This window comes from Arthrobacter sp. ZGTC412 (assembly GCF_002929215.1).
In the GTDB taxonomy this organism is placed as follows: domain Bacteria; phylum Actinomycetota; class Actinomycetes; order Actinomycetales; family Micrococcaceae; genus Arthrobacter.
In genome coordinates, this window is the sequence record NZ_PJII01000009.1 from 136191 (window position 1) to 148616 (window position 12426).

General features: G+C 60.9%; 15 protein-coding genes and 2 pseudogenes. 5 read left to right on the plus strand and 12 right to left on the minus strand.

The genetic code is table 11. The features are described 5' to 3' along the window. Positions 1–182: 182 nt before the first annotated feature. The 4 genes and pseudogenes from CXQ88_RS12460 to CXQ88_RS12475 all read right to left on the minus strand — a co-directional run bounded on the left by CXQ88_RS12460 (position 183) and on the right by CXQ88_RS12475 (position 4295). Positions 183–770, minus strand: a complete 588-nt coding sequence (locus tag CXQ88_RS12460) for a restriction endonuclease (RefSeq protein ID WP_104044470.1) — start codon at positions 768–770, stop codon at positions 183–185. Positions 771–1605: 835 nt separating this feature from the next. Then, positions 1606–2408, minus strand: a pseudogene (istB, locus tag CXQ88_RS12465) (IS21-like element helper ATPase IstB). Next, positions 2405–4084 (minus strand): IS21 family transposase, encoded by a 1680-nt coding sequence (gene istA / locus CXQ88_RS12470; protein WP_104044491.1) that lies wholly within the window; start codon positions 4082–4084, stop codon positions 2405–2407. Before istA ends, istB begins: the two are co-directional and overlap by 4 nt. Next, positions 4035–4295, minus strand: a complete 261-nt coding sequence (locus tag CXQ88_RS12475) for a hypothetical protein (protein ID WP_104044471.1) — start codon at positions 4293–4295, stop codon at positions 4035–4037. Before CXQ88_RS12475 ends, istA begins: the two co-directional genes overlap by 50 nt. 310 nt (positions 4296–4605) lie before the next feature. Between CXQ88_RS12475 and CXQ88_RS21820 the strand changes: the two genes are divergently transcribed. Both CXQ88_RS21820 and CXQ88_RS12480 read left to right on the plus strand, forming a co-directional pair. Next, entirely contained in the window at positions 4606–4761 is a 156-nt protein-coding gene (locus CXQ88_RS21820) for a hypothetical protein (RefSeq protein ID WP_181037502.1), read from the plus strand. 24 nt (positions 4762–4785) lie between these two features. Next, the gene (locus tag CXQ88_RS12480) at positions 4786–4983 is read left to right on the plus strand and encodes a hypothetical protein (protein WP_104044472.1); all 198 of its coding nucleotides are present in this window, start codon (positions 4786–4788) and stop codon (positions 4981–4983) included. A gap of 370 nt (positions 4984–5353) precedes the next feature. On the opposite strand, the gene CXQ88_RS12485 is transcribed toward CXQ88_RS12480, so the two are convergent. The 3 genes from CXQ88_RS12485 to CXQ88_RS12495 all read right to left on the minus strand — a co-directional run bounded on the left by CXQ88_RS12485 (position 5354) and on the right by CXQ88_RS12495 (position 6594). Further along, positions 5354–5842: an IS3 family transposase gene (locus CXQ88_RS12485; RefSeq protein WP_146069206.1), complete on the minus strand. Its 489-nt coding sequence runs from the start codon at positions 5840–5842 to the stop codon at positions 5354–5356. After that, on the minus strand, positions 5839–6165 hold the full coding sequence (locus CXQ88_RS12490; RefSeq protein ID WP_146069207.1) for a transposase: 327 nt from the start codon (positions 6163–6165) through the stop codon (positions 5839–5841). Before CXQ88_RS12490 ends, CXQ88_RS12485 begins: the two co-directional genes overlap by 4 nt. Before the next feature lie 252 nt (positions 6166–6417). After that, on the minus strand, positions 6418–6594 hold the full coding sequence (locus tag CXQ88_RS12495) for a CsbD family protein (protein WP_104044475.1): 177 nt from the start codon (positions 6592–6594) through the stop codon (positions 6418–6420). Between the two features lie 378 nt (positions 6595–6972). Here CXQ88_RS12495 and CXQ88_RS12500 point away from each other — a divergent pair, with 378 nt between their 5' ends. Further along, positions 6973–7248, plus strand: a complete 276-nt coding sequence (locus CXQ88_RS12500) for a hypothetical protein (RefSeq protein WP_181037503.1) — start codon at positions 6973–6975, stop codon at positions 7246–7248. 93 nt (positions 7249–7341) lie between these two features. Here the strand turns inward: CXQ88_RS12500 and CXQ88_RS21825 are convergent, their stop codons facing one another. The 3 genes from CXQ88_RS21825 to CXQ88_RS12510 form a co-directional block, all read right to left on the minus strand. Next, positions 7342–7509 carry a hypothetical protein gene (locus tag CXQ88_RS21825; protein ID WP_181037504.1) on the minus strand — a complete coding sequence of 56 codons (168 nt, stop codon included), beginning with the start codon at positions 7507–7509 and terminating at the stop codon, positions 7342–7344. 166 nt (positions 7510–7675) lie between these two features. Beyond that, the gene (locus CXQ88_RS12505; RefSeq protein ID WP_219816327.1) at positions 7676–8323 is read right to left on the minus strand and encodes a class I SAM-dependent methyltransferase; all 648 of its coding nucleotides are present in this window, start codon (positions 8321–8323) and stop codon (positions 7676–7678) included. 371 nt (positions 8324–8694) lie between these two features. Continuing rightward, positions 8695–9282: a TetR/AcrR family transcriptional regulator gene (locus CXQ88_RS12510; RefSeq protein ID WP_104044476.1), complete on the minus strand. Its 588-nt coding sequence runs from the start codon at positions 9280–9282 to the stop codon at positions 8695–8697. 68 nt (positions 9283–9350) lie between these two features. Here CXQ88_RS12510 and CXQ88_RS12515 point away from each other — a divergent pair, with 68 nt between their 5' ends. After that, positions 9351–10547: an MFS transporter gene (locus CXQ88_RS12515; RefSeq protein WP_181037505.1), complete on the plus strand. Its 1197-nt coding sequence runs from the start codon at positions 9351–9353 to the stop codon at positions 10545–10547. A 295-nt stretch (positions 10548–10842) separates the two neighbouring features. On the opposite strand, the gene CXQ88_RS12520 is transcribed toward CXQ88_RS12515, so the two are convergent. Continuing rightward, complete coding sequence (locus tag CXQ88_RS12520) at positions 10843–11268, minus strand: PadR family transcriptional regulator (protein WP_181037506.1); 426 nt, start codon at positions 11266–11268, stop codon at positions 10843–10845. Positions 11269–11433: 165 nt separating this feature from the next. Beyond that, entirely contained in the window at positions 11434–11619 is a 186-nt protein-coding gene (locus CXQ88_RS12525) for a hypothetical protein (RefSeq protein ID WP_104044479.1), read from the minus strand. Between the two features lie 428 nt (positions 11620–12047). Here CXQ88_RS12525 and CXQ88_RS22365 point away from each other — a divergent pair. After that, a pseudogene (locus tag CXQ88_RS22365) lies at positions 12048–12412 on the plus strand (DUF2382 domain-containing protein). Positions 12413–12426 lie beyond the last annotated feature (14 nt).

Sequence of the window (12426 nt, forward strand, 5' to 3'; positions counted from 1 at the left end):
GCCAAGTACAGGCATGCGGAGTGCCGGGAGGTGCCACCAGGCACCTGGCGGTTGCTGCAAATTGCCTGCCTCGTACGGGTCAGAATCGTTCCGTAAGCCGGTGGTCCACCGGACGCTTTAAGCGCCCGATCGGGGATCGCTCACGGGAACGGCCAGCCGCATCATCCTCTCCATTCCGGGGTCTATTCGGAATCTGAAAACCGTGTTGTTTGAGGATGCAGAGCTGCTCTGAGCTCCGCAGCCGCCTGCTTTCCGAACGGTATGAGGATATCCAAGAAGTCTCCATAAGCCGTGGCATCGAGTAGAGCATCCGGCATCCCGGTGGCATCGGAGCTCACCCGATCTCGTAGAGGAAGGTCAGAGAGGTCAGGATGAATCATTTTGAAGTACGGCGTAAACATCATCGCAATGGCTCCCAGCTCCCAGTATCTCTCGCGCAACTCCAAGAACTTAGCCTTCGCCGGTTCGCTCAGTTCGTTAAACGCCCGCGGAAGGAGCGGCTCTACCAACTCCATGAGCGCGTCAAGACGCTTCATCACCTCTGGACGAAGATGGTTTTCAATCCAGGTGCCCTCGAACTCAGCCTGAAACTCAGGCCACGTCACAAGCCGGAGATTGGTCAAATCAGCCGCTGCAAGCGCCCGGCGCTGAAAACCACTTGATGCGATGACGCAACCAACATGTGCGCCACCCTCCTCCACAACGGTACGAAAAGCGTGAATCACAGTCTTCGGAATTGAGCTTTTCCAGAGCTTGCATTCGCAAAAGATGGTGTTTGTCCGTCCATTGACGGTTTCCTGACTATGTCAACGCGATTCAGGACCACTCGGACGGCCTGATCCAGGACCACTTACGACACCTGCCCATGCCAGCGAACGCTCGGGTGGTCCCGAATTAACAGCCAATTGACGGCGGGGCTAGGGACCAATTTCACCGTCAGAGGTCACTGAATCACTACCGGGCCGAGAAACTTACCCGCAGAGTTGCCGGGTCTTCGACCGCCCGACCCATGTACCAGGTGTGTACGAAGAGACGTGCTGGCGAAGAATAGATGCTCGTACCCGACCAATCTGGCTTTCTAAGAGCAGTCGGCAGTGTCATTTCCAGATGGGCGACGTTCTGATCTGTTCGAGCTGAAAGGCGGAGAAACTCAATCGTCCCGTCGGGCGTTTTGGAAGCATCGGTCGGGGCATAGAGTTCGGGGTCTCTCCCTGTGATGAAGCTGACGGTCTCAATTGGCAGTACGCCGGATCCTAAGAGATCCGTGTCAGCAGTCAATTGCATGCCTGCGCTTCCGGCCCGGTAGGAGACGCCTGTAACCCAAGGAACAATGGACGTTTCGCCCCAAATATGCAGATGAATTAGTCCGTTCTCTGGGTCAGATCCCATCAACAAGTCGATCACTAGTACCTGGCCCCTTCCCCTAAAGCCGCAGTGCCGGCTGTCAGTTGCCAATCCGGACTGAACCAACCCTCGGAGGAAATGCACGGTGAGACGGACGCCGGTTCAGGCCAACCTTCAGCGGACTAACTTCGTACGACGATTTTCTGATGGTGCTCACAGTATTCCTGCAATAGCGGCGGAACGGAACCAGCAAGCGACCCACTAGCCTCCGGTTTGGCGGGCGAGGTGGTAGGAGTCCGTGCCGGTTTCGATAATGGCGCTTTGAAGGTCAGCCGGTCGACGATCGCAGCGCACAGGCGTGGGTCCGTGAAGGTCTTGGTCCAGCCGGAAAACGATTCGTTGGAAGCGATCGCAATAGAGTTCTTTTCTTCCCGTTCGGTGAGGACCTGGAAGAGCAGTTCTGCGCCGCGGCGGTCCAGTTCCATATACCCGAGCTCGTCGATGCAGAGCAGGTCCACGCGGCCGTAGCGGGCGATGGTTTTGGCCAGGACTTTCTCATCCGCGGCTTCCACGAGTTCGTTCACGAGCCTCGTCGCGAGGGTGTATTTGACCCGGTAGCCTTTCTCGGCCGCGGCGGTGCCGAGACCGATGAGCAGGTGGGACTTTCCGGTTCCCGAGTCTCCGATGAGGCAGAGGGGTGCGCCTTTGCGGATCCAGTCCCCGGTCGCGAGGGTGTGGATGGTGGCGGCGTTGATGTTGGGGTTCGCGTCGAAATCGAAGTCCCCGAGCCACTTGTCCCTAGGAAAATTCGCGGCTTTGACTCGGCGGATCGAGGATCTCCGGTCCCGGTCATCGCACTCGGCCAGCAACAGCTCAGCCAGGAACCCCTGATAGCTCAGTTGTTCCTTCCCCGCGACGGTGAGCGCTTCATCGAGCACGGCCCGGATCGTGGGCAGGCGGAGCCGGCGGCAAGCCTGGTCCACGGCCGCGACTGCTGCCTGTTCGGTCAGGCCACGCCGCCGGCGCAGGGTTGGGGTGATGGTGGCTGCTGTTACGGGGCTCATGAGATATTCTCCTTCGACGCTATTCCTGCGGGGTGGTCGGCACGTTTGGCCAGCAGCTCGTCATAGGCAAGGACCGATGGCAGAGGCCGGCTGTCCGGCGGGAGCCCGGCGATGACCGCGGCGGGATCCATGAGTCGGCGCTGGGTAAGACTAACAACCCGTTGCACTTTCGCCTCAGCATGAGCACCGGGATGACGGCCCGAACCGGGCCCACCCCCGGAAGGCAGCGTTGTCTGTCTGCGGGCCAAGACCGCTACGACATCGGCACTGACCGCGCCCACTTCCAGCGCCGCAATGATCCCTGCCTGGATGTCTCCGGCGTCCAAGGAGCGGTGGAGCAGCAGGACATCGATAAGTTCACGGGTCCCGTCCGCGTCGCCGTTGACCCGGCGGGAGGCAGCCCAAAACGCCTCATGGGCGCTGGTGAAGGCCCCGGACGCCCGAGCCCGGGCCAGGGCGGTGGACCCGGGCAGCGCGCCGGGCTTGGTCTTGAGGACCTCCAAATAGTGATCCAGCTGGACAGACTGCCCACATTTGGAAACGATCCGCTGATGTCTTGCTACTACGCTCCGGCCATCGAAGACCACGACCCGGGATGCCCGTAATGAAACCCGGAGCGTCCTGCCGATAAACCGTGCCGGGACGGAATACTTAGCCATCCGCACAGTGACCATCGAAGACCTATCAACTCTGAGGTTCAGCACCAGACCCGGATCAAAGTCCTCTGCCGGCAGCGGCGCCAGAAAAGGCTGCTCCGCGGCGAAGTCCTGGCCGATGGTGCGGATCCGGTCGGTGATCCGCCGGCCCTCGTCCTGAGTTTCCCATTCCCGGATGCGGTCGTTCAGCTCATCCAGCGACTCTGCTGCAGGCATTGGTGAGAGCCGGTTGCGTCGGAACCAGCCCACTTCTCCCTCGACTCCGCCTTTCTCATGAGCCCCCGAAATGCCTGGCTGGAAATAAAAGGCATCAAAGCCATAGTGCGAGCGGAATAAAACCCACCGATCATTTTCTTGCCGCTGCCGGCCCTGCCCAAACACGACCGCGGTTACCGCGCTGGTGAGATTGTCGTAGCGGATGTGCCTGACCGGCACGCCACCGATCTCCTTGAACGCCTCGACGTGGCCTTCCAAGAACGCTTCCTGGGCCTGGGTCGGGTAAATCCGGTGAATGGCCTTGCCAGAGTGGGACAACCGGAAGACGAACATTTGACACTTCGTCCTCAAACCGTTCAGGACCACCCACACCTCACCGAAATCCACTTCAGCTTCCGCGCCTGGCGCGTGCTCTTGGGAAACGAGGACCTCTACCCGGCGGCCGGCCTCCACGTCGATCTGCGCCCGACGGACCCGCACGTAGTCCCGCACCGTCGAACACGACAGCTCCTCCGCCCCGTGCTCCTCAATAAGCCGAGTCAGGATCCTGCGCGCAGTATGACGCTGCTTCCGCGGCGCGGTCGTGTCCTCGATCAACATCGCATCGATCGAATGCTTGAAAGCATCCAGCCGGGGGGATGACCTCACTGGTGTCTTCCGCGGCGGCGGAAGAGGATCCGACAATGCCTGCCGGACTGTGTCCCTCCCGATCTGGTACCGCTTTGCCAGCCCACGGATGGACACGAACCAATACTCAGTCGCCACCGCCACCGCCGCCGCCGCCGCCGTCAGCACCACCGCCATCCCCATCAGTGCCGCCACGTTCGTCAGAAGACGCAGACGCACCCCCTACGGCCACACCTGAGTCACCGTGGCCTCCGCCGTTCCGGGCGGACGCAGAGCCCCTGGAGGCCCGCCGGCGGCGCTGCGAGATGACGCCCGAAACGAATAACACCACGGCCAGCGCTGCCACCCCGACGAAGAAAGCCAGCATCTTCATTTCGCCTTCGTCCATATCAGAATCCGTTCTGAAAGTTCAGCGTGAGGATCAACCCCACGATCCAAGGTTTGCACTTGTCCCGGGATTACACCGCCGCAAGCGCCGTGTCTTCACGGCGAGTAATGCCGTGGGGTGGTGGTGCATCATTTGGACGCAGCACGGCAGGTGTTGGCGGTGCTGGAAACCAGGGACCCTGGTTAGTTCGCGTCTCGGCGGCGCTGCTGCGGTGCCCGAGCCGAGGATCGCTGCGGCGGCGAAGGAGTAGACCGCAGGCTACGCTCCACTCGAAGGCCAAGGGAGAGTTGGGGTGTGGAATCTTTGGGTGATGATGGCGCTGAGTTGGCAGTTGATCACGACCGGTGTCTTCGTAGACGGCGGCAGGTTGGCGGTTCCTCTCGCAGAGATCTGGCGCCCGGATCCGGTGACGCTTCGGGATGTGGTCGTGGACCGGCAGGCAATGAGCGCCAGGCTGGGGGAGTAGCCGAGCATAGAGCGGGTTTGGGCGTTGGCCCTGCTGGGTTGTGACGGGCAGGCTGTTGCCGAAGGCCGGGTGCTGCTGGCTGGTGCGGCGGACCGCTTCCGTCCCTTGCTGGTGCTGGCCCATGCCTGCCGGCTTTCGCACCGGTGGCATGAGATGGCGTTGCTGCAGGAAGAGGCCCTGCGCCATGCTTCGTCACCCGCGCGGGAGGCTCTGGTCCGTTAAGAGATCGGTGTGCGTTTCTTTGATGAAGCCCTCTACCGGGACGCGGCAGCTGAATTGGAATGGGCTTATGACCTGTACCGGGCAGCGGGACGTAAACGCTTGGCCAGGCTTTGCCTGCCGGCGCTTGAACGGGCACAGGAGGTCCTGGCCCTGCCCCCAGTCCCTGACCACCCGCCTATCTGAGGCGGTAGGGCTCCCTTCGCCCGGAATGTTCCCCGCCCCGGAGGAATCTGGAAGCTCTATCGGTAAGGGCACACGGGATTTCGTCACGATATGCAAGGTGCCTCATAACTAGCGGTGTGCACGCCAACAAGCCATGAGGTTTCAAGACATAGTTATGAGAATCGCGGACCCGCAGCATTTGCATCTTTCAGAGATACAAATCCGGACGGCCGACGAGACGCCTCGCATCTTGTTGGTACTGGAAGCCCTGGTCCGAGTGCACAAACACGTTTTGCCCGGGTTTGAGGATGTTCAGCGCTTCCCGGGGTGAATTGTTTGTTAGCTCCAGGTTCGGTGACAAGCCAACCGAGTAGGCGATGATCTGCCGATCGAAGAGGTCCATGATCGGTGAGAGGTAAAGCTTCTGGTCGCCGACGCTGAATTCCGTCACATCCGTCACCCACTTCCGGTTGGGGCCATCGGCCTCAAACTCCCGATTCAGGACGTTCGGGGCAACCTTTCCCTGATCACCCTTGTACGAGCTGTAACGCTTCTTCCGCCGGACTTTGCAGACGAGCCGCAAGGAACGCATCAGCTTCAGCACCGTCTTTTTGGCGATCGTCCACCCTTGCTTGACCAGTTCGGTATGAACACGCCTGTGCCCGTACCGGCCGTGGTTCTTCTCGAAAATTTCTATGACTTTGGCCTTGAGTTCCTCCGGGGGTCGGGAGCGTGGAGACGGGCCTGGTGGTAGAAGAAGGTTGACTTGGCAAGACCCGTGATCTGGAGCAGTACCGGGAGGGGAAAGTCAGCCTTGAGGGCGATGAGGGCTTGAACCTTCACCGTCTTTCCGGCATCCGGCCCTTCTCGGCGGTGTGCCCGAGCCCACGTTTCGAGAAGTTTGGGCGATGATAAGCCGGCTTCTGAGGCGAGATCTTGCGCAGTCTCGCCTGCGGTGAAGCGTTCGACCAATGCGAGCTTGAAGTCGAACGAGTACGACTGTTTCATCGGCTTAGTCATTAACGCTCCCCGGCCATGGGTCCTCCACCGCCGATAAAGACGATCCACCGGCGAGCGGGCAACCCCCAGCAGGCTGGCCGTCGCCTTGTCTGCGATGCCCTTCTCAAACCACGCTACAGCGGCCTCGCGCTGGTCCTCGGATAACGAACTAGATGGACGCATAACTGCTCCCCGGGAGTCGGAGCTGAATTTCTCAGTCCAACTTCCGGGGAGCAGTTCATTCGCTGAGTGCGCGCTTCGCTTGCTTTCAGGTCAGTCCTTTTTGAAGGCGTCCTTGACCTTCTCGCCGGCCTGCTTCAAATCACCTTTGGCCTGATCGGTCTTACCCTCGGTCCGCAGGCTCTCATCACCGGTGGCGGTGCCAGCGGCTTCCTTGCCCTTGCCACTGGCCTTCTCAGCAGCATTCTCGATCTTGTCGCCTAGTCCCATGGTGCTTCCTCCACTGGTTGGCAGCCGTTCGATGCGGCCATATTCATCCTAAGCATGCTTAGGATCGGTATCCAGGCCTTACCTATGCCCGCCCTACTCGATCTCCAGCCCGGACAATAGATTCCCTTGGAGTGAACGTCCCGCCCCCTCCAACACGCTTTCCAAGGCCTCACCAGACAAAGCCGCACAGCGGCTTCTCCACAAGTTACGATTCCTGACGCTCTGCTTTGGCTCATGGTTACAGCGGCAGAGATTTGTGTTGTTTCGGGTTTGGTGAAGGGACACTGTTCTTCCATGGAGCTGTGACGTACTCTTAGCGGAATCCCAAGCCTCAGGCGGCGGGAACTTTGGGGAAACGGGAAAGGGTGAAGGTACGAGATGACACTCAAAGACGAGTGGGACCGGCTCGATTCACAGACGCGTCAGTGGCTTCTGGACAATCCGGGATGTGTGACGGTGCCCCGCACTGTCGCTGCCCTGATTGTGCAGTATTCCGCGGGGCACATCGACGTCGACGGGCACGGCCAGATGCAGCTTTCCCGTGAAGATCTGGATTTTATCCGCCAGAAAGGAACGGGCGCGGTGGCCGGCCAAACCAGCGGGGAGTTGCGGTTCTCCGATGCGGTGCATCCCGAAAGCGCGCATAAGCCCTAGGGATTGTAGGACCACCATGGGCATATCGCTGGGTATGCCGACGACCCGCCCTCGATGTGTCCCGGCGGTAGCAAGCAGCTTGGAGCGCGATGATCAGGGCCAGTCGGTGCGACGGAATTGCTGGGGCTTCCGCAGTGCTGAGAGGGGATCGCCCACCCACTCTTCAAATGAGCGCTGCCGCACTTCAGGTGTTTCCGGGAGGGCAAGTTCCTGCAGGTCCTCGTGCGCTGTCTTCTTTGCACTTGGATCTAAGTTCTTCATCTGGTCCCCCTGAACGAGCGTGTGCAACCACACTAAGGAGTGGTAGAAGTCAAGAGAAGCGCCTTTATCCATATGCAGGATAAATTGTGGTGATCTTGAGGCCAGGCAGTACCTCACAGGATCGTGCCGCCAGTCCGAGTGCGATAGCGCCAGTACCGACGACCCCTCAGTGGCCTCCTGAGGGGTCGTCCTTGCGGGCAAGTATCCGAAAGACGATGCCGCCTGGTCCGCCGCGCCGAACCTCGGTAATGGTGAAGCCTGCGCCCATCAGGTACGGCACGGGATCACGGGTGATATGTTCGGCGCTGACTCGGATGATGAGTGGTTCGATGGCCCGCATGAGGGCGCGGGCCAAGGGGTAGGTGGAGCGCCCGTGTTCGGTCAGCACGAATACTCCGCCCGGGCGAAGTACACGGTAGGCCTCACGGCTGGCGGCAAGAGGGGCGGGGATGGTGCAGAACGTGAAAGTGGAAATGAAGGTGTCTGCGCTTTCGGACGGTAGGTCCAAGGCCTGCGCGTCACCGTGATGCAGCTGGACGCGGTCGATCCGCTTCTCCGCTACGCGCCTGCGCGCGATGGCGAGCATCTTCTCGGAGAGGTCAAACCCGGTTACGTGCTCCACCCCCGGGCCGTACAGCGGGAGGTTCAAACCTGAACCCACTCCTATCTCGATTACCGTCCCGTAGGCCTTCGACACGGCCCAGCCCCGGGCTCCTTGAGCGACATAGCGCTCGAAGAAGGTCATCCACCGGTCATAGAGGCGGGCATTTTTGTTGAAAGCTTTCGTGATGTCTTCGTTACTGGTTTGGTGCACATCAACCTCCCGGAGACTAAGTTCTTCCGCTGCCGGTCCCGTCCCAGAAGTCGCCCTTGTAACGGGGGATCAGGAAGCGAATTTTGGAACAACTTACGAGACAGCAAGATTACGCGTCATTCCGAGGAACCGGTGTCATTTCCGAAGTCGCCCGCACGGAACACCGGGGTGTCCCAGTTCTAAGGAAGTGGGAGGGAGGGCTCCCTTGGAAGGGGAAATGGCTTAGTCCAGCTGCTGCCTTCGACGCTTTATGGCGGCGTTTTGTGGTCGCTGAGTGCCGCGGAGCGGAGGGAGGATTTCGCTTCATCCCTCCGTCTCGTATCCCTGGTGTTATTTGAGGGGAGGGTTCGCGATAACGGAGTCTGTAGGGCTTACGGGGCGGTGGAGACCGTGGTTGCTTCAACGACGGTCTTGGCGGTGGCGTACCCGTCAGCGATCACCTTGTCCGGATTCGCTGCCCTGAGCATCATCCCCAGCACGCCGGTCAGGATCAGAGCCAGTCGTTCAGCCAGAGCTTGTGCCTCGCCTGTACCGACAACGGGAATGGCGAGCTCGTGAAGGCGCGTGGTGAGTAGTTCCGTGTCACTGCGCAGAGCCTCATCGAGTAGCTGACTCGGGTGGGGTGACTCTGCCGCCACGCTGAGGAAGGCGCACCATCGGGCCGTTGCAGGCCCGGACCGATACCGGGTCAGGGCAGGGAAAACAGCGAGTAGCTTCTCCTTAGCTGTTGCGGCAGTACTGACTTCTCGTTGCCAGTCTTGGTCCCAGCGCGCCAGTCGACGTCGCAGTGCCTCGACGATGAGCCCCTCCTTGTTCCCGAAATGGGAGTACAGAGTGGCGGGCGCGACGTTGGCCTGTTTGAGGATCACGTCGACGGGTGTCGCTGCGACGCCTTGGGTGAAAGCAAGATGTTCAGCAGCGTCGAGCAACCGTTCCCGCGCGCTGGGTTGTGCGACCATCCTTCCACCCTATAACGTTCGTTTCAATGAAACGTCCGTTACAGACCAGGCGGTCAACAGCCACTCCGATGTTCGCGATAACTGCCGTTGCGCTGATTGCCACCACCTATGGCCTGGCCCGATTCGGGTACGGGCTCTTCCTTCCCTCCTTCTCTGCGTCCTTCGCGCTGACCCCGACCATCGCCGGTCTCCTCTCGTCCGGCGCGTCGGTCACGTACTGCGTCTCAGCGGCTCTCGGGTTCCGGTACGCACCCCATCACCCCCGTTTCATCACCATCCTCGCCGGCTCGACCGCAGCCCTTGGCAGTTTGGGCATCGCGGCCGCTCAGGACACGATCTTCTTCACTCTCGCTGTCCTACTGGCAGGAATGGGGGCAGGGTTCGCCTCACCTGCGCTGGTGGAACTCGTCCAACGCAACGCGGCAACGGCCAGGCAAAACAAACTTCAGTCGATCGTGAATTCGGGTAGCGGTTTCGGGGTCGTCACCGCCGGCGGCCTGGCACTAGTGCTGGGCACATCGTGGCGCGCAGCTTGGATCCTCATCGCCGTCATCACTTTCACCGCCATGGTCGGCGTCCTTCGCTCAGACACCTCTCACACCAAAGGGCATAGTAAAACTGCGCATCACGACGAAGGGTCAGCCGGTACTGGAGGATCTAGTGTTCGAGGCCTAAGTTGGCCAATAGCCGCAGCTTTCGTCTTAGGCATCGGAAGCGCCGCTCTCTGGGTATATGGACGCTCACTCCTTGAGGACGACGGCGGGATGACAGTCGAAACATCCGCGACGGTGTGGATGGCCTTGGGTGTCGGTAGTGCCGCTGCGCTCCTCTTGGCACCCTGGCTCGCCCAGCACTGCGTCAGGACCACTTGGTACGTAACCGTAGGTGCGACTTCGGCCGCAACAGTAGGATTCGCCCTGGTACCGACCAGTCCCGCGCTCAGCCTCGCTGTAGCAGCACTCTTCGGCCTCGCGTACACAGCGGCAACCTCAGTGCTCATCATCTGGGCCTCACTCACAGCGGCGAACAGCGCTGCAGGAACCTCAATCCTCTTCGTCAGCCTCGTTCTAGGCCAGGCCCTCGGATCAACGGTCATCGGCGCACTCATTGAAACAACCAGCTTGGTCTTTGCCTTCATCACCGCCGGAGCCCTTTGCCTTATCAGTGCTCTCGGAGCTACAATCCAGCGGACAACTCCGGCCGGCCGGCAGGAAGACATCCCGTTACCCGTTCCTGACGGCGGCTCATCCCCTCGGAACAGTTGAAGTTGCGCCGCAAGCCGGTTCCTAACGCTGTGAATCGCAGCGGTAAATGGCGTCTTTGTCGCAGCGGTAAATGGCGCGCCAGCCCATCCGTTTGCGAACCTGGGGGCGGCGGCCGCGTCACCGAGGGTCGTTTTCCTGGAGTCTGCGCACTAATCGTCCGGAGCCCCGGTCGGCATATCAGGTGCCGGCTGTCTTGGAACCCTAGGGTTCCAAGACCCAAACGTCGCAGGCGACCATTGTCCGGTGCGGTTACCACTCAGCCTTCCTTGCGGCGATCAGACAAGTGCGGCTTTGCTCAACTCGGCTGGACGCGGCGGGCGGCAGCGGTTGCATCTCGGAAGAGTTTGGTGCTCATGTACGCCATGGGCCCGTGAAGGTAGCCTGCCAGGACCCGCTCGCCGGAAGCGGTGAGTTCGTATATCTTGCGCTTGGCACCGGTGCCCGACACTGATTCCTGGCTGTGAGTGATGAGGTTCAAGCCTTCCACCCGCCGCAGGGCTCGGTGCATGCTCTGCTCATCCACCGCCAAATAGGCTTCGCTTAGTTCGGTGATGAACTCGCGGATCTGTCCGGACCACCGCGGTTCCTCGGACAGGGCCAGCAGGATGAAGAGCATCAGGGTGCTCTTTTTGTGGGTCTCGGTCCATGCGGCGAGGACTCTGCGCTCGTAGTCGGTCAGCTCGAGGTCAGGTCCGGCTGGCGCCGGTTCAGACCTCGACATGCTCATAGCCCCTGCTGAGCATGGCGCCGATCGTGTGCACTAGGAGCCCGGCGCCCCACAGTACGCTCATCGACATCAGAGGACCGGACCACCCCTGCTGCAGCATCTCATCGCGCCCACTAAGCATCAGGATCCACGCGTGCACCCAAAAACTGCCGTTGATAATCAGGTAGCAACAGCATGGGTGAAGTAGGTTCCATACGCGCGTTGGCGCAACGCGGTCGCATTCCTCACCGTGAACACCACCATGTATAGCGCCACCGCAGCGAGCAGCAGCATAGTGCCGGCCGAGACTCTTCCGTCCTCCACGAAGGCGGTGTATCCCTGGACAACCAGTACGCCGGCGACCAAGGCTCCCGATATCGGGCCAGGCCTTGATTGGTGATCGGGTTGACGCCATCGGGTCGGGTTTGCATACCAGGCTCCTTAGTAGACTGTAGGTATAGTACCTACGGCCGATGGGGTGGGTCCAGTGGCAAGGTTGGTGTCACGGTCAAAAGCGGGCTCTTCGGTACCTCCGAACCCTTTGTGCCCTCGAGGCCGCCATCCAGGACGGCAACGATATCGTTGTCCCGTATACCAAGGACAGGGTCAAGGATGCGCCCCGCGTCGCCCCGGACGGGCATCTGGAGGCCGCTGAGGAAGACCAGCTCTACACCTACTACGGCCTCTCTGGCCGTAATGCCTACACCGGCACCGGCCGGGAGACCACCGCACGGGACACGTCCGCGCGGGGCGCCGTGGGCCACGACACCTCAGGTCCCACGACCGATGACGCGATGTCCCGCTCGGAGGAGCAGCTCCACGTCGGTACCCGCAATGAAGAAGCCGGCCGGGCACGGCTGCGAAATTTCGTGGTCACCGAAAACGTCACCACCACCGTCCCGGTCCAGCGCGAAGAGGTACGCATTGAACGCGAACCGATCACCGAGGCGAACCGCGGCAAGGCCACGGCCGGGCCAGACATCAGCGTGGAAGAGCACGAGGTCATCCTCCCGAGGAACGCCCCGTGGTGCAGAACGAAACCGTCCCGGTTGAGCGCGTCCGCCTGGACAAGGAAACGGTGACGGATGAGCACATTGTCACCGAGGAAGTCCGCAAGGAAAACATCGAACTCGATGACGACGGCCGCAACCGCCGCTAGCGGCTGCCTGTAAC

Bases quoted from the DNA above. Each gene is read 5' to 3' on its own strand.
- CXQ88_RS12500 (WP_181037503.1), top strand. From the start codon at position 6,973: ATGACACTCAAAGACGAGTGGGACCGGCTCGATTCACAGACGCGTCAG.
- CXQ88_RS12490 (WP_146069207.1), bottom strand. From the start codon at position 6,165: ATGACTAAGCCGATGAAACAGTCGTACTCGTTCGACTTCAAGCTCGCA.
- CXQ88_RS12495 (WP_104044475.1), bottom strand. From the start codon at position 6,594: ATGGGACTAGGCGACAAGATCGAGAATGCTGCTGAGAAGGCCAGTGGC.
- CXQ88_RS12510 (WP_104044476.1), bottom strand. From the start codon at position 9,282: ATGGTCGCACAACCCAGCGCGCGGGAACGGTTGCTCGACGCTGCTGAA.
- CXQ88_RS21825 (WP_181037504.1), bottom strand. From the start codon at position 7,509: ATGAAGAACTTAGATCCAAGTGCAAAGAAGACAGCGCACGAGGACCTG.
- CXQ88_RS12520 (WP_181037506.1), bottom strand. From the start codon at position 11,268: ATGTCGAGGTCTGAACCGGCGCCAGCCGGACCTGACCTCGAGCTGACC.
- CXQ88_RS12515 (WP_181037505.1), top strand. From the start codon at position 9,351: ATGTTCGCGATAACTGCCGTTGCGCTGATTGCCACCACCTATGGCCTG.
- istA (WP_104044491.1), bottom strand. From the start codon at position 4,084: ATGGCGGTGGTGCTGACGGCGGCGGCGGCGGCGGTGGCGGTGGCGACT.
- CXQ88_RS12475 (WP_104044471.1), bottom strand. From the start codon at position 4,295: ATGGACGAAGGCGAAATGAAGATGCTGGCTTTCTTCGTCGGGGTGGCA.
- CXQ88_RS21820 (WP_181037502.1), top strand. From the start codon at position 4,606: ATGATGGCGCTGAGTTGGCAGTTGATCACGACCGGTGTCTTCGTAGAC.